The sequence below is a fragment of the Flagellimonas flava genome (assembly GCF_900129665.1).
Lineage (GTDB): Bacteria > Bacteroidota > Bacteroidia > Flavobacteriales > Flavobacteriaceae > Flagellimonas > Flagellimonas flava.
In genome coordinates this window covers 233,408-253,997 of record NZ_FQWL01000002.1, presented here as the reverse complement: position 1 = coordinate 253,997, position 20,590 = coordinate 233,408, and the positions used below count along the sequence as shown (strand labels likewise).

General features: G+C 41.9%; 22 protein-coding genes. 16 read left to right on the top strand and 6 right to left on the bottom strand.

The window, feature by feature from the left end; translation table 11 throughout:
* Positions 1-4 precede the first annotated feature (4 nt).
* Positions 5-388, bottom strand: a complete 384-nt coding sequence (locus BUC10_RS06945) for a hypothetical protein (protein WP_073177734.1) — start codon at positions 386-388, stop codon at positions 5-7.
* Between the two features lie 265 nt (positions 389-653).
* On the opposite strand from BUC10_RS06945, the gene BUC10_RS06940 reads away from it, so the two are divergent.
* The 3 genes from BUC10_RS06940 to BUC10_RS06930 all read left to right on the top strand — a co-directional run bounded on the left by BUC10_RS06940 (position 654) and on the right by BUC10_RS06930 (position 3,320).
* Positions 654-1,013: an SdpI family protein gene (locus BUC10_RS06940; RefSeq protein WP_084732582.1), complete on the top strand. Its 360-nt coding sequence runs from the start codon at positions 654-656 to the stop codon at positions 1,011-1,013.
* Between the two features lie 158 nt (positions 1,014-1,171).
* On the top strand, positions 1,172-2,122 hold the full coding sequence (locus BUC10_RS06935; protein ID WP_073177732.1) for a sugar phosphate isomerase/epimerase family protein: 951 nt from the start codon (positions 1,172-1,174) through the stop codon (positions 2,120-2,122).
* A gap of 97 nt (positions 2,123-2,219) precedes the next feature.
* Positions 2,220-3,320 (top strand): flavin monoamine oxidase family protein, encoded by a 1,101-nt coding sequence (locus BUC10_RS06930; protein WP_084732581.1) that lies wholly within the window; start codon positions 2,220-2,222, stop codon positions 3,318-3,320.
* Between the two features lie 206 nt (positions 3,321-3,526).
* Here BUC10_RS06930 and BUC10_RS06925 read toward each other — a convergent pair whose 3' ends face one another.
* On the bottom strand, positions 3,527-4,033 hold the full coding sequence (locus BUC10_RS06925; RefSeq protein ID WP_165614872.1) for an energy transducer TonB: 507 nt from the start codon (positions 4,031-4,033) through the stop codon (positions 3,527-3,529).
* Between the two features lie 120 nt (positions 4,034-4,153).
* Here BUC10_RS06925 and BUC10_RS06920 point away from each other — a divergent pair, with 120 nt between their 5' ends.
* The 5 genes from BUC10_RS06920 to BUC10_RS06900 all read left to right on the top strand — a co-directional run bounded on the left by BUC10_RS06920 (position 4,154) and on the right by BUC10_RS06900 (position 8,123).
* Entirely contained in the window at positions 4,154-4,705 is a 552-nt protein-coding gene (locus BUC10_RS06920) for a hypothetical protein (RefSeq protein ID WP_073177727.1), read from the top strand.
* Positions 4,706-4,781: 76 nt separating this feature from the next.
* Positions 4,782-5,678 carry a hypothetical protein gene (locus tag BUC10_RS06915; RefSeq protein WP_073177725.1) on the top strand — a complete coding sequence of 299 codons (897 nt, stop codon included), beginning with the start codon at positions 4,782-4,784 and terminating at the stop codon, positions 5,676-5,678.
* An 82-nt stretch (positions 5,679-5,760) separates the two neighbouring features.
* Positions 5,761-6,531 (top strand): alpha/beta fold hydrolase, encoded by a 771-nt coding sequence (locus tag BUC10_RS06910; protein ID WP_073177722.1) that lies wholly within the window; start codon positions 5,761-5,763, stop codon positions 6,529-6,531.
* Between the two features lie 42 nt (positions 6,532-6,573).
* The gene (locus BUC10_RS06905) at positions 6,574-7,542 is read left to right on the top strand and encodes a polysaccharide deacetylase family protein (protein ID WP_084732580.1); all 969 of its coding nucleotides are present in this window, start codon (positions 6,574-6,576) and stop codon (positions 7,540-7,542) included.
* A gap of 95 nt (positions 7,543-7,637) precedes the next feature.
* Positions 7,638-8,123, top strand: coding sequence for a DinB family protein (locus BUC10_RS06900; protein WP_073177720.1), 486 nt, complete (start codon positions 7,638-7,640; stop codon positions 8,121-8,123).
* Positions 8,124-8,533: 410 nt separating this feature from the next.
* Here the strand turns inward: BUC10_RS06900 and BUC10_RS06895 are convergent, their stop codons facing one another.
* From BUC10_RS06895 to BUC10_RS06880, 4 genes are all read right to left on the bottom strand, one after another.
* The gene (locus BUC10_RS06895; RefSeq protein WP_073177718.1) at positions 8,534-9,034 is read right to left on the bottom strand and encodes a DinB family protein; all 501 of its coding nucleotides are present in this window, start codon (positions 9,032-9,034) and stop codon (positions 8,534-8,536) included.
* A gap of 86 nt (positions 9,035-9,120) precedes the next feature.
* Complete coding sequence (locus BUC10_RS06890) at positions 9,121-9,744, bottom strand: Crp/Fnr family transcriptional regulator (protein WP_165614871.1); 624 nt, start codon at positions 9,742-9,744, stop codon at positions 9,121-9,123.
* A gap of 208 nt (positions 9,745-9,952) precedes the next feature.
* Complete coding sequence (locus BUC10_RS06885; RefSeq protein ID WP_073177713.1) at positions 9,953-12,010, bottom strand: glycosyl hydrolase family 95 catalytic domain-containing protein; 2,058 nt, start codon at positions 12,008-12,010, stop codon at positions 9,953-9,955.
* Between the two features lie 93 nt (positions 12,011-12,103).
* The gene (locus BUC10_RS06880; protein WP_073177710.1) at positions 12,104-12,448 is read right to left on the bottom strand and encodes a GNAT family N-acetyltransferase; all 345 of its coding nucleotides are present in this window, start codon (positions 12,446-12,448) and stop codon (positions 12,104-12,106) included.
* 175 nt (positions 12,449-12,623) lie between these two features.
* On the opposite strand from BUC10_RS06880, the gene BUC10_RS06875 reads away from it, so the two are divergent.
* The 8 genes from BUC10_RS06875 (at position 12,624) to BUC10_RS06835 (ending at position 20,569) form a co-directional block, all read left to right on the top strand.
* On the top strand, positions 12,624-13,094 hold the full coding sequence (locus BUC10_RS06875; RefSeq protein WP_073178848.1) for a hypothetical protein: 471 nt from the start codon (positions 12,624-12,626) through the stop codon (positions 13,092-13,094).
* Positions 13,095-13,096: 2 nt separating this feature from the next.
* Positions 13,097-15,322 (top strand): nitric-oxide reductase large subunit, encoded by a 2,226-nt coding sequence (locus tag BUC10_RS06870; protein WP_073177708.1) that lies wholly within the window; start codon positions 13,097-13,099, stop codon positions 15,320-15,322.
* Positions 15,323-15,341: 19 nt separating this feature from the next.
* Positions 15,342-15,683 (top strand): cupin domain-containing protein, encoded by a 342-nt coding sequence (locus BUC10_RS06865; protein ID WP_073177706.1) that lies wholly within the window; start codon positions 15,342-15,344, stop codon positions 15,681-15,683.
* Positions 15,684-15,688: 5 nt separating this feature from the next.
* Entirely contained in the window at positions 15,689-16,168 is a 480-nt protein-coding gene (locus BUC10_RS06860; protein ID WP_073177703.1) for a carboxymuconolactone decarboxylase family protein, read from the top strand.
* A 62-nt stretch (positions 16,169-16,230) separates the two neighbouring features.
* Positions 16,231-16,632, top strand: coding sequence for a MarR family winged helix-turn-helix transcriptional regulator (locus BUC10_RS06855; RefSeq protein ID WP_073177701.1), 402 nt, complete (start codon positions 16,231-16,233; stop codon positions 16,630-16,632).
* 329 nt (positions 16,633-16,961) lie between these two features.
* On the top strand, positions 16,962-17,861 hold the full coding sequence (locus BUC10_RS06845) for an alpha/beta fold hydrolase (RefSeq protein WP_073177697.1): 900 nt from the start codon (positions 16,962-16,964) through the stop codon (positions 17,859-17,861).
* A gap of 45 nt (positions 17,862-17,906) precedes the next feature.
* The gene (locus tag BUC10_RS06840) at positions 17,907-19,895 is read left to right on the top strand and encodes an MBL fold metallo-hydrolase (RefSeq protein ID WP_073177695.1); all 1,989 of its coding nucleotides are present in this window, start codon (positions 17,907-17,909) and stop codon (positions 19,893-19,895) included.
* Between the two features lie 80 nt (positions 19,896-19,975).
* A complete protein-coding gene (locus tag BUC10_RS06835; RefSeq protein WP_073177692.1) occupies positions 19,976-20,569 on the top strand; it encodes a Crp/Fnr family transcriptional regulator in 594 nt (197 codons plus the stop codon).
* Positions 20,570-20,590 lie beyond the last annotated feature (21 nt).

Sequence of the window (20,590 nt, the reverse complement as noted above, 5' to 3'; positions counted from 1 at the left end):
GTTACTACTTCTGTAATTGATAAACGGCATAGGGCGCAACAGCTATCCAAACAAGTACAAAGACCCAAACCCGTCCTTGGAGAATGTTATAGTCATGGAGCAGTTTTTCCCAAGGGTGTCCTGCCACATAATGTCCAAATAAAAACTCAAACGCTATGGTAAGCACTAACCACAGTAACCCAATCCATAGGGTCTGATCGGCAGATGTTGGCGGCCATATCCTAAACAATGCCCAAATATAGCCCCCCAATAAGAGCATCATGGTAGCGGTGGATAACTGATGGGCAAGAAGCTCACCGAAACGGTCTGCCAAAACTTTCTCCCTGAACAAACCGTTGGCAATTGCAATAAGCACCATGGGAAACCAAGCTAAAACATAGGTCCACATGTGTTTAGTTTTTATGGGTTACTCCGCGGTAAACTTAGTATATATGACGATGAATTTTAATGACTTTCATCATTACCGACGCAAGGGCTTGTTCCTACAAGATGAAATGACGGTTCTCGATACAATTTCCTTCGGAAACCACTCGAACTGACATTTTTGGTCCACAAGAACAAGGTTGCCGTGCTTTGCTAGGTACAAGCGCAGTAGGTGCTTTTTAAACGAGTATCTTTATAGCAATGAGTCGATTGAAAAACATTTTCCGCTAATGACCATCAATGCATTAATACTACTGCCAAGCATCCTGGCCGGGGCAATGACATTCATCGGGGGACTGATCTTTAAAAGAAATCCACCGAAAAAGATCAATTGGTGGTACGGGTATCGGACAAAACGCTCCATGGAGAACCAAGAAAAATGGGATTTTGCCCAAAAAATTGGAGCTGAAAACATGATGAAATATTCATTGATCCCATTTCTGACCTCAATACTTGGGTTTTTGATCGATCAGCAACATATCGGATTGAGTATTGTAATAGTGATATTAAGTGCCCTGGCATGGGCCTTTTTCAGTATTTACAGAACAGAGGCCAAACTGAAATCAGAATTTGATCACAAAGAAGAATAGATGGAAAGGGAAACTAGGTGGCTCCCGCTACCTTAAAATCATTTCGCTCTTCTAGGTATTTGCTCTTCTTTTGGTAAGCCATGCATACTTTGCTTAACTTGAGGAGGTCAACTGCCAGGGGCGTTAGACCTGAATGTATAGTGTAAAAACAGAACAATATGAAAAGAAGAATTTTTCTGGAGAGATTTGCGTGGGGCGGCTTTGCATTATCGGCTGCTCCCTTGATAACTTATGGGCGTACTACAATGAAGGAAGAAAATAATATTATGTCAAGTGATTTAAAACTATCATTGGCGCAGTGGTCCCTGCATCGTCAATTTGAAAATGGGAATCTTAACGCCGTTGACTTTGCCTCTATTTCAAACGACACCTTTGGTATAAATGCGGTGGAGTACGTAAACGGTTTTTATAAAAAATCCGGGAATGACGAGCGATTTTGGACCAACATGAAAGAGCGTGCGGACAGGGCAGGGGTGCAAAGTCTACTGATCATGGTAGATGAAGAGGGCGATCTTGGGGCGGCCAATGACAAGGAAAGAATAAAGGCCGTTGAGAACCACTATAAATGGGTGAATGCAGCAAAAATCTTGGGATGCCACTCCATTAGGGTGAATGCATTTGGTGCCAGCGATAGAAATACCTTTAAGTCGGCCATGGTGGATGGTATGGGTCGATTGGCCGACTACGCTGCCAAGGAAAATATCAATATCATCATAGAAAATCATGGCCTCTACAGTTCTGATGCAAAATTGGTGACCCAAATAATTCAAGAGGTGGATACCCCAAATGTGGGCACTTTACCCGACTTTGGGAATTGGTGCCGTTCCGCAAAATGGGGAAGCACCCAAGGAGATTGCGAAAAGGCCTATGATATCTACCAAGGCGTATCGGAGTTCTTACCGTTTGCAAAAGGGGTCAGTGCCAAATCCTACAATTTTGATGACCAGGGCCAACATGCTTCCATAGATTATTACAAGATGCTAAAAATGGTCAAGGATGCCGGATATGATGGGTATATTGGCATAGAATACGAGGGGGATGGACCAGAACATGAGGGCATACGCCTAACTAAGGCGTTGATAGAAAAAGTGTGGAGCACTCTGGATTGAGGAATGTCCAAAGTACATTAAAATGACACCTTGCATTTTTTCAGAATTAACAGTAACAACTTTTTAAACCCCTCCTCCTTTCAGGAAATAGTTAGGGATGACAAGAGCAGAATTTATGAAGATTTGCGGAGTTTTTGGAATTGGGTGTCCATTTCAATTTTCATTGATGAGCCATGGGTCGGTGGCCAGAAAACCCTTCAAAGGTAAGGTCGTAGTCATTGGTGCTGGTGCGGGAGGACTATCCGCGGGATATTTTTTACGACAACAAGGAGTGGACTTTGAAATTTTGGAAGCATCTCTAAATTATGGGGGTAGAATGCGGATAAGTACGGAATTTACCGATTTCCCCATTCCTTTGGGAGCAGAATGGTTGGAGACCAATCCGGGTATTTTTAAAGAAATTGTGAATGATGCTTCGGTAAAAGTCGCGGTGAAAACGGTCAAAGACGCGCCAGACCGTAAATTCGTAAACTCTTCTTGGTACAACTTCTTTGAGGAGTATATAGTTCCTCACATTTCTCATAAAATTTCTTTTGACACTATAGTAAAATCCATCGATTATTCAGGTGACCAAATCGTGGTTAATACCCAAAATGGTCGACATTTGGCGGACAAGGTGGTGCTGTCCGTTCCATTGAAAATTCTTCAAGACCGAGATATCAGCTTTACTCCAAGCCTCCCAAAAGACAAATTGAAAGCGATTAATGGCTCCCGAGTTTGGGAAGGTTTTAAGGCTTTCTTTGAGTTTTCAAACAAATTTTACGATGAGCAATATGTGTTCAACGTGAATTCAAAACACGATGGTGAAAAAATATATTACGATGCCGCTTATGGGCAGGACACGGATAAGAACATCCTGGGTTTGTTTGTAGTGGGCACACCTGCGCAAGACTTTATTTCACGTTCGGGCGATGAGTTGAAAGAGTATATTTTAACTGAATTGGACGGCATTTATGAAAATCAGGCAACACCAAATTATATCAAACATCTTACCCAAAATTGGAATCAGGAACCATTTATAAAAGGGGGCTATATGACCGATCATGCGGATTGGAAAGTGGTGCGGACCTTGGGGAGGTCGGTTGATGATAAACTGTATTTCGCCGGAGGGGCCTATACGGATGGGGAGGAATGGGTTTCCGTTCATACCGCTGCACGGTCAGCCAAAAAAACTGTGGAAGAGATAACCAAAAACTAAAAGTTCGCTGCTCATAGCGGATTTATGGTTACATTTTCTTTTTGTAAGATGGTTGAGTCTATTTAACAACCTAAAACCCAACCTAAGATGACAAACCTTTTATTAAAAGCAAAGCACTGGTAATTGTCTATTTTGATGTTCGGAATTACATTGACGTACTGGCTCTGTAAAAGTCTGTAGTTCATTTCTGTGCGTATAAGCAATTTCTAATAGGTAATCTTAAGTGGGAAGCTAAACGGATAGTCCACAGGGGTTCCGTCCTTGGTTCCTGGTGCGAACTTCGGAAGCTTATGAAGCATCTTCACAACGGCTTTTTCCAAACTTCCCGTTGGGTCATCAGAGTATAGAAATTCTATTTGGCCAACCTCTCCATTTTTCTGAAAAACCAGCTTGACCTCCAAAGTGACCTCGGTGCCGGGCACACCATCGGTGGGCAATAGCAACTTTTTCCGAATGTTTCCGTAAAATATTTCTCCAAAACATTTTCTTTGGGCATCCCTGCCAACTGCTTTACTACATTTTTTGAAGGTTGGAATCACATAGTTTTCAGCGAGCTGAGCAGGTAAAACAATCCCATCCTTGGGCCTTACATAATCCCCAAAATGCCTTCCATTTAAGGAGTCCTTACCGCTGCGGCTTTCAAACGAAGGTTTCTCCTGGGCGAATCCAGTAGATGTCCAAAGCAGGAGAAATGACAGTAATAGGGTTTTCATAAAAAATGGCATGGACTAAAACTACCAATAAAAAAGACATTGCCACCGGAAGGGTGGACTTTTTATCTTATTTTCAAGGTTCCTAGATGATAACGTAAAAACCAAATTTTCACCCTTGGTATGGCCTTAAAATTAAAATGGAACTCGGAGCGTATTCTTAGCATGACCGCTATGGTCATTAGCTTCATAACCCTGATTATTTTCATTTATCAGACCAATTTGATGAGTCGGCAAAATTACTTGTCCATCTTGCCATATTTGTCACTTTCTACTTCCGATAACGCCGCCGGAAACAGTTATGTCCTTTCCCTCGAAAACTATGGCGTAGGCCCGGCCATTATAGAACGAGTGGCCATCATGCACAAGGGCAAGGTCTTTGATTTGACGGATTTTAACAATGAGGTGTACGATGTGCTAAAAAATAGGATGCCCGCTATGGACAGTATCAGGGCCATCTCCCATTCTACCTTGGATAGAGGGATGGCCATCCCCGTGAACACTTCCTATAGGATTTTGGAGGTAAAAAATTCTAAAAAGGATTATCTGCTATTGCGAAATAGCTTAAGGCAGCTATTGGAAGAGGGACTGTATTTTGAAGTTATCTATAGATCTATACAAAACGAACGTTGGAGGATTACCAATGATACCGAAGGCCCTGAAAAATTGGATTGATTATTACTCCATCGGAATTTTGACTTGACAAAACTTGAGGCAACGTAGTTCTTGAGAATAAAATCAACACTGAAAAATGAAACTTACAAAAGAGAACTTTGGGAAGGCACGGGACTTCATCTTGGTCAATGCCAGAATGATAGAAAGGCGCTTGTTCGAATTTTATTTTGGTAATGGTGGTCCGGAGGGAGTTTTTCATGCGGTTTACGCCTACAGAAATCCGGATGGTGGCTTTGGCCATGGTATGGAACCCGATACCGCCTCCCCGGAAAGTCAACCTCTTTTTAGCATCATGGCCTTGGAAACCTTGGATGAGGTGGGCTATCTCAATGCTGATTTAATTCTAAGCGATTTTATGCCCTATTTTGAAAGCATCACAACAGATAAAGGTGGCATTCCTTGGATGTTCCGACCAAAAAGTGATTACCCTTGTGAAGGACATTTTAAAACCATAAAAGAATGGGCAGCGTTGAGCACCACAGCTCCTTTATTGGGGCTTTTGGAGAAATACAAAATCAATATTCCTTGGATGAAAGCCGCAGAACAATTTGTTTGGTCCGAAATGGAACGCCTGCAGGAAAAACACGTTTTTTGCCACCTCTGTGTACCAAGACGGTTGCTGTTCCTAAAATACACCCAGAGTAGGTCCAAGGCCGAAAAAGCGCTGGCCGATCTAAAAAAATGGATACTGGCGGATGGAGTACTTTGCAAAGACAAATCGGATGAGGGCTGGGGACTTTACGGAAAGCCCCATAGTTTGTATTATGCCCCCACTCCCGAAGGCGTGTTAGCTCCCATTTTTTCCAATGAAATTATCAACGATGACCTTGAAGAACTTATTGGTCGTCAAAAAGAAGATGGAAGATGGGACACCTGGTATGGTATCAGCGAAGGAACAAAATTGGAGTGGGCCGGCATTCAAACCTTATGGACATTAAAGACCTTGAGACAATATGACCGTATTGAAAGTTAGCTTTTTGACCCTGATCCTTCTGGCAGGTTGCAAAAATCAACCTCTCAAGAAAACATCTACTTTTTGGGATTAAAACAGTGATATGAAAATAAAGGTGCTACATAACCTTTTTATTAGGCATAACCAAATTGATTTCTCAAAGCAATCCATTTGGTGTATACATGGTTTTGCGGATTCAGGCCTTGCATACAGAGAAATTTTTGAGTCCCGACTTTGTAATGATTTCAATATCTATGTTGTTGATATGCCAGGTTTTGGCGCTAGTCCTTTGCAAAAGGAATACCCCTCTATTTATCAACATGCCGAAATACTCTCCAAGGTAATTGCGGAGGAAACCGTAAATCAGCAAAAAGTGAATGTGATTTCCCATTCTTTGGGAAGCCTTATTGGCACATGGGTTTGTCGCAACTTAAAGGATAGCATAAACTATTTTTTTAATATTGAAGGCAATCTAACGGAGGCTGATGGCTATTTTTCGAGTAAACCCTTGAAATTCAAATCCACTAATCACTTCATGGAGTCCTTTGGTCGGGAAATCTTTGAGAAGGCCATATTGGAGGCCCGGTACAAGCGATATTACAGCAGTTTTATGTTGGCTAACCCTAAGGGTATGCTTAACTGGAGCGAAACCAGCCAAGAATATACAAGGGACAACCGATGTGGATTTGAGTTCAAGGATTTGACCTGTAATAAAATCTACATTTGGGGAAATCGGGATACTCCATTGGAGACTCAAGAGTTTATCGAAAAACATGAACTTCCCAACAAGATGTACAAAGGAATGGGCCATTGGCACATGGTGGAGAATGCCCTTGAGTTTTATAGCGATATTCACACGCTTCTTGGACCATAATTAGTGTATATTTAATCGGACATTAGCATTGACTTAGCCCTCATGAAATTGCTTCGTACAGGAACTTATTTGTTTTTTGCTTTGCTGCTTGCATGCAAAAATCAATCATCGGAAAAAAGAGAAATCCCTGTCTTAGAAGACGAGAGGGTAAACATGCCAACGGTAAGCTTTACGTTTGATGACGGTATTACGTCAGATTTGGTCGGCTTCCCTTTTGAGGAATGGAACCAAATGATTTTGTCGCATCTTGAAAAAGAGGGCCTTAGGGCTGCATTTTTTGTAACAGGCAGCAACAAGTTGGATGAAAAGGGGCAAAGACTCTTAAAAAGTTGGGACGATAAGGGCCATCTGATTGCCAATCATACCTTTACCCATCCCAATTTTAATGCTGAAGCTAACAGTGCCAAGGATTTTGAAAGGGAACTGTTGCGCACGGATTCGGCGATCTCAAAATTTACCAATAGTGTCAAGCTTTTCCGATTCCCCTATCTAAAGGAGGGGCAAAATCCGAGCAAGGTAGATAGCATTAGAGCCATTATGGGAGAACATAATTATTCCAATGGTTATGTCACCATTGATGCTTCTGATTGGTACGTGAACCATCGTTTGATTAAAAGAATTAAGGAAGTGGGTATTTCCAATGCCCAGATGGATGTGTTTAGGGATTTTTATTTGCAACATATTCTCGAACGAGCTGAATACTATGAAAAATTGTCCTTGGAACGGAAGGGGAGACATATTAACCACACTCTTTTGCTCCATCACAATCTTACCTCCGCCCTATTTCTAGGAGATCTTATTTCGGAATTTAAGGCAAAAGGCTGGAAGTTGATGGATGCTGACACCGCCTTTAAAGATTCCATTTTTCAACAAATTCCAGATTCTGATTTTGCAGGAGAAAGCTTGATTTGGTCCTTGGCCAAACAATCCGGAAAGTTCGAAAACCAGCTTAGGTACCCTGCCGAGGACAGCAAATATGAAAAGGAAAAAATGGACGAGCTTGGACTGTGATTTTAAGATCTCAAACCTGACTATTGTTATGAGACAGGACAGAAATCATAAATTTATGTTGCCGAGTTGATAATGATTCCCAAAATATACTCCCAATGGAAGCCAACAAACAAATCATTGAGCAGGTAAAATTTAATCTCTGGGCTAACAAACGGGTGGTTGCTTGGTTGAACGACAATGACGAAACATTGATCACAAAGGAAAGTCGATCAAGTTTCCCCAGTATAATCAAAACGGTTGACCATATTTTTGAAGGTGAAGCCGTGTACCTTGGCATTCTGACAGGAATCCCAAACCAAAATCCGAAACCGGAATCCATTCAGGATAGTTATGCCAATCTTCTTGCACAATCAACCGCATTTGTTTCCTATGCAGAAGGCCAGTCTCATTTTAATGAGCTACTGGAGATTGATTCCAAGTACCTAAAGGGAAGTTTTGCGGGGCATGAACTTATTCAACACTGCATGAACCATAGTACCTACCATCGTGGTCAGCTGGTAACGCTTGGCCATCAATTAGGTTTGACCAAAGCACCGTCAACGGATATGCTATTTTACCTCAGTAAAAAAGTTGGTAGGTAATGGGTGAAACTACTGGCCCAAGTGGAAAATAAACTCCTGTAGGATAGATTTTCCCTACAATAGTGAATACTGCCACAAATTTCTTATCTTGTTGAAAATCAGCCTCAAGACATGGAAAATGTAAAAAATCAACTCTACGGGTCGCTTGGAATTCTTTGTGCCGCGGCGATATTGGTGCTAGTCATACTTGTAAAAGAGGGATATTGGGGTTAGTATACCTTAATTTCGATTGTTCGTAGGCCTTTCCTACCCGATAGGGAACGGGCACTTTTTCCTATGCAACCTGTTAGGGAAATGGAGTTGTTCAATTCTCATTTGTTCCTTTTTAAAATAAGGATAGTAAAGTTAATCTTGTCTTTTTATATCTAAAAAAGGGAAGCCATTTGGCTTCCCTTTGATAGCTTATGGTTTTAAGCAAAGGGGTTCACATCGGCAGTCGGCCCATAAATGGACGGGATTTTCTGGTTCAAAATTCGAAGATAGGTGGTGAGCTCCCCTCGATGATGCACAAAATGGTTCAATACAAAAGTTCGCACAAAGGCATGGGCGGGCATTTCCGCAATAACTTCCCCTGACCGTAGCAGTTTCCATTGGGTCTGTAACCATGAAGTGTCGCTATCTTGGTGAAGCAAGGTCTTGGTGGCCTCTTTGCTGGTTGCAAAAGCTTCCAAGATTTCATGCGTGGTTTGGGCCTCCGGATGTTGTACGATAACTGTGGTCTCTACCTGGCCGTCCTTGGCAAAACCAAGGTTTCTCATGGGTATTGTAGCCACATGTAGGGCCAATTGCCCTAAGGACATTGCCTTTTCATGTGGTTTAAACCCCAATTGGTCTTTAGGAACAATATCCAATAGGTTTTGGGTAGCTATAAATTCCTGTTCCAGTTCAGCTAAAAAATGTTTGGCACTCATTGTTTTTATTTTAGATATTAATGAATGCCACAAAGTTCGATACAGGATGGTCTGCCGAACAGTATCAAAAGATACACTATGGAATATTACTTAAGTTCAATGGTTCCCCGTCCCAGAATCAAGGTGCCATCGGTCTCAAACTGTTTTAAAATCCTGGAAATAACCACCCGGGTCGTTCCCAATTCGTCAGCCAGCATTTGGTGCGATATCTGAATTTGCCTAGTATTGGTTTTTTTGGCGCGATGACGGAGGTAATCAAGAATGCGTTTATCGATATGGTCAAAGGCTACGCTTTCAAAGACGGTCAATAGTTCCCCATACCGCTTGCGGAAGGTTTTTAGTACAAAACTGTTCCAAGAATCAAACCGTCGCTGCCAGGGCGCGATACAACGTGTGGGAACCGATAAAATGGTACAGGTAGAAGCGGCTACCGCTTTTATTGCACTCGCTTGGTTAAAAAAACCGGCAGAAAGCGACATCATACAGGTTTGTCCTGGTTCTACATAATATAATAGAATTTCCCTGTCCTCCTTGGTTTGGAAAACACGGATGCTTCCTTCGAGCACTATGGGAAGGGTTTTAACGTATTGTCCCTCTCGGACAATGACATCATTTTTATCATAATTCAGCATTGTACTTTGTTCAAGCAACTGATGCTGCAAGTCCTTTTCAGGTAAAGAAGTTATAATTTTGAAAATATCCTCTCGCATCTGCATAACTGGATTTAATCTTGGTAAAATTACCGCAAATGTTGATTTAAACGAACAAAAGCTGAGGCTGCTTTCACGATTCCGTGTGAATGGAATTAGGGACTTTTCCCGGCTCCAACCAACTTTGATACAAGGTAGGTGCGAGGGTATAAGTGCTTCTGTTTACCTTTATTTTAAATCCAAAATGTTATCAAAAGAATGGATTTTCCTATTCGCTGATTTGGATGGTCTCATTGTCCTTGCCAATACCCTTGATGATTAATTTGCCCCAGCCCTTTGGCAATTTGGTTTCCACGGTTCGTTCCACACCCTTGTCAGTTATCTCCAGACCGCCATAACCGGCAATTACATTTTGAAGCATTCCGCCAGCTCCTGTGGCAAAATAAGGATTGGAACCCCCTGCCATTTCGGAAATTACACCAAACGGGGGGACCCGATTAGGTTGATAACCCTGTTTGAAAAGTTGAAGGGCCTTGGTGCCATTCCCTGTCCAATTGTACAGAATGGAAAGGATGGCAAACCCCATGGCAGGACCGCCGACATCGTACCTTGGTGTATAATAGTCTATGTCTTTTTTTATGGCCTCCGGATCTCGAATAAGTTCCAAAGGATAGGACAATAAATTGACATCTGCCTGTTTGATAGTCTCGCCTTCATAGGTGGCATGCTCCCGAGTAACACCATCGGGGAAGGTTAGCAACCGAACACGATTTGCAGTGGTACGCCAAGCTGGGTCGGGCGCAAAGCCCAATTCCTCCGCTGCTCGGGCGGCATAGTCTAACGCTACCTTGGCCACGCCGTTGGTAAAAGCGTTGTCATCTACCCCTTCGGCATATTCATCTGCACCCACAACATTTAGGATGCTGAGGGAACCATCCGGGTTTTCTTCCACTCTACTCACCCAGAAATTGGCTATCTCCTTCATCATGGGATACCCTCGGGTGGCCAACCATTCTTTGTCTTTGGTCACCTGATAATACTTCCAGCATGCCCATCCAATGTCACCGGTGATATGGTGTTCAAATGGTCCGGTAAGTGCCCAAATGGGAGTAGCCTCCTGTCCATCTTGGTCAGATTCCCAAGGGAACATAGCGCCACGGTACCCATGGCTAAAAGCATTCTGTTTTGCGGCTTCCAAACGTTCAAACCGATATTCCAATAAGGATTTGGCTATGTCCGGTTGCAACATTAGAATGGGAGGATACATCCAAAGCTCCGTGTCCCAAAATACATGTCCGTTGTAGCCCAGTCCGGACAGTCCCATGGGCGACATGCTATAAGCAGTGCCTGCACGCGCAAAGGAATACATGTGATATAGTGCAAAGCGGATGTCTTTGGTCAAATCAGGTCGTCCTGTAATTTCAATATCACCGGAGTTCCAAAGTTTGTCCCATGCAGCCCGATGTCTGTCGATGTTGCGCTGTCTTCCTTCCAAAAACGCATAAAGTGTGAGTCGTTCAGCCTCGTTCTGGGGGTCCGCAAATTGTTCAGAAGTGCAGACTGTTCCAAAAATGGTAAACGACAGGGTCTCGCCCCTTTTGAGATTCTTATACAACTTAAGCGAATGATCGCCATAATTTTTTTCTTCATGAATGAGATGTGGATGCTCATCTTCCATAAGCCAGCTACTGGAGGCCGCAACTTTCAATCTTCCTGTTGGACTCATGGCGGTGGATGTCATTAAAGGAATCTGCTCCCTTCCAGGCACGTCAACCGTGGCAAAATAATTATTGACATCCCTTAAGATTTCAGGTGCAGAAATGATGGAAGTAGGAGCCAGTTTAATGTTCTGCTTTGCCTTGATGGTCACATCTACCATATTGGTAAACGGAAGATGTCTTAGGGAACGCAATGTATAGGTGACTTCTAGACCTTTATATATCACCTTAGAGGTAAACTCCCCGTAACGCATGTTGATGGACTGTTCATGTGAAATCAGGTTTTTACCACTGAACAGTTCGTTGTACGCATTCTTGTCTTCTTCCGTAAAACCCGTATTTGAAAATTGTATGTTGGCAGTATTGAACACCTTCATGATATTAGAGACCCTTCCCCGGCCATAGGTGTCAAAAGCACCGTTGAGCACCACTTCCTTTACCTTAAAAGGCTCTGGCGACGAAACTAGACCTACCGTACCATTGGCTACAGTGACGCCAAAGTAATCTTGTGCATCAAAATTGGAGGTTGATATCACCCAGTCATTGTTTTGGGAAAATGCAAGGGCGCATGCGGCCCAAGCCATGCTGGAAAGGATAGTTTTTTTCATAATTCGGTAGCAATTGGTTCCTTCATGAAAAATAGTCAATTAGGGCAAACAAGTCAAAAGAGAATTGCATTTTATCAACTGTATACCCTAGCGTTATTTTTCTATTGTTGGCAAGCAATGGTTTGTCATGATAAAATCTAATGAAAATCCCATTTTAGTGTACAAGTTTTTTGCCATTTCGGACGCCTGCAACGTTGCCAATGTTGCTCCCTTATCCAGAGCCATGTTCAATATATGTTTCATGATTTCTGTGGCATATCCTTGTTTTCTTCGTTGGGGTAAAATACCCAAACTATGTACTCCCGCTACCTGTCCTGTTTGATATAAAATAATAGTGCCCACAGGTTCACGGTCATCAAAAATGAGGTAATAGGGAATATGTTTCCAAGTTTTGGCCAATGTTTCAGGATTAATCCCATATCCGAAGGCTTTTTTCACCTGGTTGAGAGATAAAACCTTTTCAAAATTGGCTGCGACAATTGTTGAAAAAGTAAGCTCAATGGTTTTTTAAAACTCATGATTTGTTCCGAGAAGTCAATCCATCAACATATGTAAATGCTCAGGGATTTTAGGGAAACTAGTTTTGCTTCACAATTTAAAACCAATGGGTGATATGTTGAAGAATTCAAGATATAATAGTATAGCAACTGCCACCACTTTTATTTGGATTGGATTTGTTTGCGCCATCAGTTTTATGGAAGCATGGCTGAAATTCCAAGCCCCTGGAATTGATACCAGATTGGGGGTTGGAATTGGAAAATTGGTATTTGCTGCTTTAAACAAGGTAGAGATTACGGCCTTGCTGGTAATAATGATTTGCTCCATTAATTACAGAAGATATTTTAATTTAAGTACTATCCCGTTAGTAGTGTTATCAACCATACTGGCGATACAGACCTTTTGGCTCTTGCCACAGTTGTCCATACATGCAGACCTGCTGATAGATAATGGGACGGCAAGTAAATCTTATCACCATATTCTCTATGTGCTGCTGGAAGTGCTGAAGATAATAGCACTTCTTACACTGGGCATTGGCCTATTTATGTATAGGGTATCGAAACCCTTTCTAACCAAAAAGATATAATCATGAAAAAAATTTGGACACTATTCATAGCTGTTGTAACCCTATCTTTCGCCGCCTTGGTTTGGGTGGGGACTGAGGTCTACCAAACCCAGCCCCCGATTCCAGAAACTGTTAAGGTTTTGGAGACCATGGAGGTCGTTTATACAAAGGAAGACATACAGACTGGTCAAAATGTCTGGGAGTCGATTGGTGGAATGGAAGTAGGCTCCATATGGGGCCATGGAAGTTATGTTGCCCCAGACTGGACAGCGGATTGGATCCATCGCGAGGCGGTATTTATGTTGAATGCTTGGGCAAAGGAAGATTTCAATTTGGGATATGACGATTTAAGAGTTGAGGAAAAGGCCGCTTTGAAAGCAAGACTTGTAAAAGATATTAAAACTAACAACTTTGACGTCGGCAGCAACGAGCTTTTTATCTCCCAAAAAAGACATTTGGCAATTCAGGATAACTCCAGGCACTATTCCAAAATCTTTTCGGAAGGACACGAACAATATGCTATTCAAAAGGGAGCGTTGACTGATGTTAAGAAGCTAGAGCAACTCAATGCTTTTTTGTTTTGGACTTCTTGGGCAGCGAGCACCAATAGACTAGGCAAGGATTATACCTATACCTCAAATTGGCCCCACGAACCGCTGATAAATAACACCATTACTCCAGATTCCCAAATCTGGTCGGGGTTTTCTGTAGTACTGTTACTATTGTTCATTGGTATTTTGACTTATTACTATGTCAGAAACCATGAGAAAGGAGAGGCGTTGACGCATCCTGAAAAAGACCCTATCAAGAACTTGATCTTGGTCAAATCTCAGAAAGCAGTGCTGAAGTACTTCATTATTATTTCAATTCTGATTGGACTTCAAATTGTGTTGGGGATCATTACGGCACACTATACCGTGGAAGGCCAAGCTTTTTTTGGCTACGACCTTTCCAGAATCCTTCCTTACAGTATCACCAGAACCTGGCATACCCAACTTGCTGTATTCTGGATTGCAGCTACATGGTTGGCAACGGGATTGTTTCTAGCACCGCTCATAAGCGGTAAGGAAATGAAGTATCAGGTATTGGGAATAAATTTCATATTCCTGGCCTTGCTGGTTATCGTTCTTGGATCTATGCTTGGGGAGTGGTTGGGAGTTCATCAGTTGTTAGATTTGACCACCAATTTCTTTTTTGGTCATCAAGGTTATGAATACATGGACCTGGGGAGATTTTGGCAAATATTCCTGGCCATAGGATTGGTGCTCTGGGTTATTCTGGTTGGAAGACATGTGGTACACGGCATTAGAAAAAGGGATGATTCCAAGAATTTATTGATAATTCTTCTGGTTTCAGTGGTTGCAATTGGCATGTTCTTCTTCTCAGGGTTGATGTATGGTGAGAACAGTAGTCTTCCTGTTATCAATTATTGGAGATGGTGGTTGGTTCATTTATGGGTTGAAGGCTTTTTTGAGGTCTTTGCTACGGTGATAATCGCCTTTATATTCTTGAAGATGAAAATCCTTTCTGCAAAAACTGCGGGGAAGGCTTCCATAGCATCCGCCACAATATTTCTGGCGGGCGGCATCATAGGAACTTTACACCACCTTTATTTTTCTGGAACACCAGTTCAAGCGATTGCATTAGGAGCTACTTTCAGTGCCTTAGAGGTAGTGCCCCTCACCTTGATGGGGTTTGAAATACGTGAAAACTGGAACCTGTTAAAGGAAAATCAATGGATTCAAAGGTACAAGTGGCCTATCTACTTTTTCATTGCTGTGGCATTTTGGAATATGGTGGGAGCAGGGGTCTTTGGTTTTCTAATTAATCCGCCTATTGCCCTATACTACATCCAAGGATTGAACACCACATCGGTACATGCACATACGGCCCTATTCGGTGTTTATGGGCTCCTCGGCATGGGATTCATCATCGTATGTTTAAGGTTTGCTTCCAAAAGGGAATGGAACGATATGAAATTGAAAAGGGCATTTTGGTTTTTGAACATTGGTTTGATTGCAATGGTGGTGTTAAGCCTGTTGCCCGTCGGAATCATCCAAGCTTACACTTCTATAACCAAGGGATACTCGTTTGCAAGGGACGCTGAGCTGCTTTACTCACCCACCGTGCAAACCCTAAAGTGGTTAAGAATAGTTGGAGACACCATTTTTTCCATTGGAATTTTCTACTTCTGTTGGTTTACGATTACAGAGACTATCCATTGCATTCGGAAAAAATTTAATAAATAAAATTAGAAACATATTCAAAATGATACTAAACAATATTTGGGAAGGCTTTCCCAAGAAATCAAAGGGACCCAGTGTAACAATGTTGTTGGATACCCGAACGTCAAAAGAGCTCAAAATCGAGTTCACAAAGGATGAAATGCTCAAAGAACATCGGACTCCCTTTCCCATTATGATAGAAATCTTTGAGGGAGAGATAAGTTTTACTGCTGAAGGAAGAACGCATCATCTTGAAAGAGGCCATATCATATCGCTAGAGGCAAATGTGCCTCATAGTCTATTGGCGGTTCAAAACAGTATAGTGAGGCTTACGCTATCGAAAAGAGATACAATCGAAAGAGTGAAGAAAATTGATAATAAATAGAAATTATGGAACGAATTGGTTACAATGACATTCCCAAGGGAATGTTCGAAAAATTGTTGGAAGTGGAACATTTTTTAAATGATTCCCCAATTGAAATGAAACTGTTGGAGCTTATCCGATTACGCGTAGGGCAAATCAATGGCTGTGCCTATTGTGTGGACATGCATCATAAGGAGCTTGTGCATATTGGTGAGAGTGATTTGCGCCTGTCTGGTCTTATCGCCTGGGAAGACAGTCCATTTTTTAGTCAAAAAGAAAGGGCAGTTTTGCGTTTTACGGAGTTCCTTACTAAAATGGGAAACAAACCCGTAACCGATGAAATCATTAGTCCCTTATTTGAGTACTTTGACAAAAATGAGGTCAGCTACTTGACTTTGGCCATTTCCCAAATCAATACCTGGACCAGGTTGATGAAAACCTTCAAGTTTACTCCTGGTAAGTACGAAGTCAAAAAAACAGAACTGGAATCAGAGAGGATTTCTTGATTAAATGGTTAAAGGATAGTTAAATATGTTGTATATACAACATATTTAACTATCTTCGCCTTATGAAATATCAATTGGAACATTGTATAGGTTCGAGACTTAGACGTTTGTCCAGAATAGCCGATGGCGAAATCAGAAAGGTTCTGGGGGAACATAATGTCACCGAGAACCAAATGACAATATTGTTCACACTACATGAATTGGGCAAGGTGGAACAAGGTAAAATAGGTGAAGTTCAATGCTTGGAAAGATCGACAGTGAGTAGAAACATAAAACTTCTTGAAAAACAGAACTTACTATATCGTACGGCTGAATATAGGCCCGAAGTGGAATTGACCACAGAGGGGATCGATTTGGTCAAAGTACTTATCCCCAAATGGGAGAATGCTATGGATGTGCTAGTTGGTAAATTACAGCATGAAGGATTGGATAGTCTTAAACGTCTTGAGTCTAAACTGAAATAAAAAATTTAAAATAAAAGTTGTATATACAACATGTGTAAATCATCTAACAATAAAATATGAGGCATATCGCTGAACCAATTAAGGAAAAGAAATCAACAATGGTCCCGTGGAAACAGGCCTTGGTGACTGCACTGGGAGTTTATCCCCTGTTGCTGTCCTATGAATGGTTGGTAAAATGGGTCCTGCCAGTGCACCTAATGGATAGACGGCTAACACTGTTGATCGTGGTCATAATGATTGCGAATACTATGGTGTTTCTGATAATGCCGCTACTAGTAAGACTATTGGGTCCTTGGCTTTTTAAAAAACAATTATAAATACCTAAAATAATGAAAACAAATCGACAACATTCAAGATTATTGAACACCAAGAAGGTGCGTATTACAAAATTAGGACTTACGATTCGATATGCAGAATTGGGAAGTCCAGAGAATCCAACCATTTTGCAATTGCATGGCGTTCCGGAAAACCTGCAGACCTGGTATGATATTGCACCCGAACTATCCAAGGATTATCATGTTTTGGCCATCGATTGGCCAGGTTTTGGTGGCAGTGAGGCTTTTGAAGATTTGACACGCCACAACCCAAGATCTTTTGCAAATGTGGGAATGGATTTTTTAGATACCCTCCAAATAGATGAGGCACATATTATGGCTACCGATATTGGGCTTTCACCTGCATTGATCATGGGTCTTGAAAATCCAGGCCGAATCGGTCGCATAGTGGTCATGGACGGCATTCCGTTCCCCACCAGCGCATATTCTTCGTGGGAAGTACGAAGCTTTGCACGTAAAAACTCAATTCGAGCAAAAGCCCTGATAAAATGGTTTCCAAAAATTTCGGCCAAAATAGCTTACAACAAAGGATTCCATAAGGGCAGCAATATTCCAAGCGAAGTTTTGGATGAATTCCTAAAAGATGGTTATAATAAGACCACACAGCAAGCCTTTCTTTCCTATTTTCAGAACAATGCACCAGGTCAGACCTATTTGCAGAGCAGAATTCATGAGATACAGCAACCTGTTTTGGTTGTTTGGGGTAGACACGATCGATTCATTAATGTCAAACTGGGGGAACTTTTGGCTGAAAAGTTGCCTAACGCCCAGCTAGACATCATTGAAGATTCAGGACATTTTGTTCATATGGACAAACCAGAAAAACTGCTCAAGGTGACCCATGAGTTCCTTAAGACGGCTGAGCCAAAGGTGATTGACTTGATTCGGGAGTAAAAAAATAATCATATAAGTTGTATATACAACTTAAAATTTAATCAAATGGAACTAAAATCATTTATTTATCCAATGCTATTAATTGTTGGTCTATTTCAGGCTTGTAGTACCATTCCTGAACCATTGAACAACTATGCTACAAATGTGAAAGAAGTAGTCGGCAAGGTTGGTTTAACGGAGTCATTATTACCTTCCAAGCCATTTAGCACTTTTAAACAACATGAAAACGACAGAAGTTTTCATGCGGATATCGCTTTTTACGAAACCGTATTGTCGTATGGACCTATCGAAGACCCTAATCCAATTTTTTTGTTGGCTAATGCTTACATCGCTTCAAATCAGCAGGACTATGGAATACCCTATTTTGAAAGCATAATTGAGCGCTTTTCCCCACAAATGAATAATGGGACCAAATCAAATTATCTTTCGGCCTATGCACTGTTACGAGCGAGTTATGCCGAACGAGTCGGTGTTCTTTCAAGAATTGGTTGGATTAAGGACACGTTTCAGGTTCTTGAAGAGGCTAAAGAACTTTCAAATGACAACCCTCTTGTGTATTGGGTTTCGGGAATTGTTTATGCTCAGGTTCCCAAGTTCTTTAATAAGCGAAAAGAGGCCATGGTCAACCTTCGCTGGCTTGAATCACGTCCTGAATTGGAACCTACCCCTGGTTTTTACCGGGAAGTCTATCATTATATGTCCAAATTGTATTTGGAAGATGGCAATCAGGATTTGGCCGATGCCTATCTCGCAAAGAGTGGTTATACAGAATATGTACCGAAACAACTTTTTACAGGCTGGTTTTCCACCACTAAGGAAAAGGGACTCCTTTTTGCGCCAAAACCATCTATTGAGGAAGTCGTTCAAGGAAGGATATTTGCACTTCGTGGCTTTGGATTTTCAGATCTTTACTTTGTGGTGTCCAAGGATGGGGAAGAACTGATCTCCATAGATGCAGGAACCCAACCTTTTAGCCTCAAAGCGGGCCATGAATTTTTAATAGAGCATTACCCTAACCTGCCCCCTTTGAGAAATGCAATCATTACACATGCCCATTGGGACCACGTTGGAGGACATTCCTACTTCAAATCGCTGGATTCGACCTTTACTTTTTACGGAAGGGAAAACTTCCATGGCACTGTTGAGCGAGTCCTTAAGAATCATAGTTATCATCAGTTTCGGGGTTTTGGCTTTAAAGCTCATTGGGTCGGCCATTACGCTCCAGATAGTATTATTAGTACAAGAAGAAGGATTCATATTGGCAGATCCGAAATTGAACTAATTCCCGTTTCAGGTGGCGAGACCGAAGATGCCCTCCTAGCACATTTTCCAGAGCTGGGGGTGGTCTTTATGGGGGATGCCCTAATGCCCTTTTATGGGGAGCCCTGGACAGAAGAAGGAGATATTGACGGGGCTTTGGAAGTAATGGATACCACCCTGGAGCTAAACCCTAAGTACCTTTTACACGGGCACATTGGCATAACTGTACTTTATGAAGACAGCAAACAGCTTCAACTGTACAGAAACGCCTATGGGTGGTTGGTAAATGAGACAAGAACCCACTTGAGGAATGGCTATTCCGCGAAGGATATTATCCGTCTCAACCTAATCCCTCCTGGGATACAGAATACCCCTGAAATCTTTATCGGTTATCTGTCACCAAGAGATCATGTGATTGCGCGGACAGCAGATCATATGGTTGGCATTTGGCAAGAAGAGGTGAGCGGGAAAGATCCAGAGGGATTGGATGTAATCACATCTGTGGAGCGAGGAAGACTTTTGGAACTGTACCTGGATCTTTCAGAAAAACAAGTCACCAGAGCCTTGGAAAAAATGTTGGAAAATGGTGACAACGAGCTCGCCCTTCAAATGGCTATTGCGGCTGAGGCCAGGTATGGAAAAGATGGCAAGATCACTCCTCTTAAAGAAGAAGCTGCCGACCGCCTCAGAAGCTCGGTCCAGTTCTTTGACCCTTTTAAGTTTGTAACGTATACCGAAATCATTGAAAAAGAGCATCACATCATTTCCGACTAATTCTATTTGCATTGCTATTGACTTCATTCTTGGTAATATGGTATCTTTAGTTCAATCAAGGAGTTAGCCATGAACCAAGAATGATTTCGTTTGATCATCCATATAGCCAGCTTTTCTATAAATACGTCAATAGCTTTGCAACCGTCTCGCAAAGTTCTTTTGAGGCGTTTTTGCCTTTGATTGGTATTCGGGACGTCCAAAAAGGTGAGAACATCATATACCATGGGCAAACGGCCAGGAATATATTTTTCGTTTGTGAGGGAATTTTGGTATCCCAGTGGATGGACGACGAAGCCAATGTATATATCAAAAATTTTTTTGTGGAGGGGCACTTGGCAGGCTCTACCGTATCCATGCTCACTGATACACCTTCAGGATTTGGTGTTGAGTGTGTCGTGGGTGGTGCTATTCTGGAAATGAATTATAAGCGCTATAAGGAAGTCATCTATGGCCACGAGGACTTAAAGAACTATTATATTGCAAATCTGGAGCAAAACTGGATTATTGAAAATGAACGACGTCAAATTTCATTTGCAGCAGAAAGCGCCACGGAACGTTACATTTCTTTCCTTAATAGGTACCCTAAAATGCCTCAAAGGGTCCCTCAATGGTTGATTGCATCTTACTTGGGAATAACCCCTACCCAACTTAGCAGGATAAGAAAGGGACTTTAATTCCATCCGTCAACATATGTA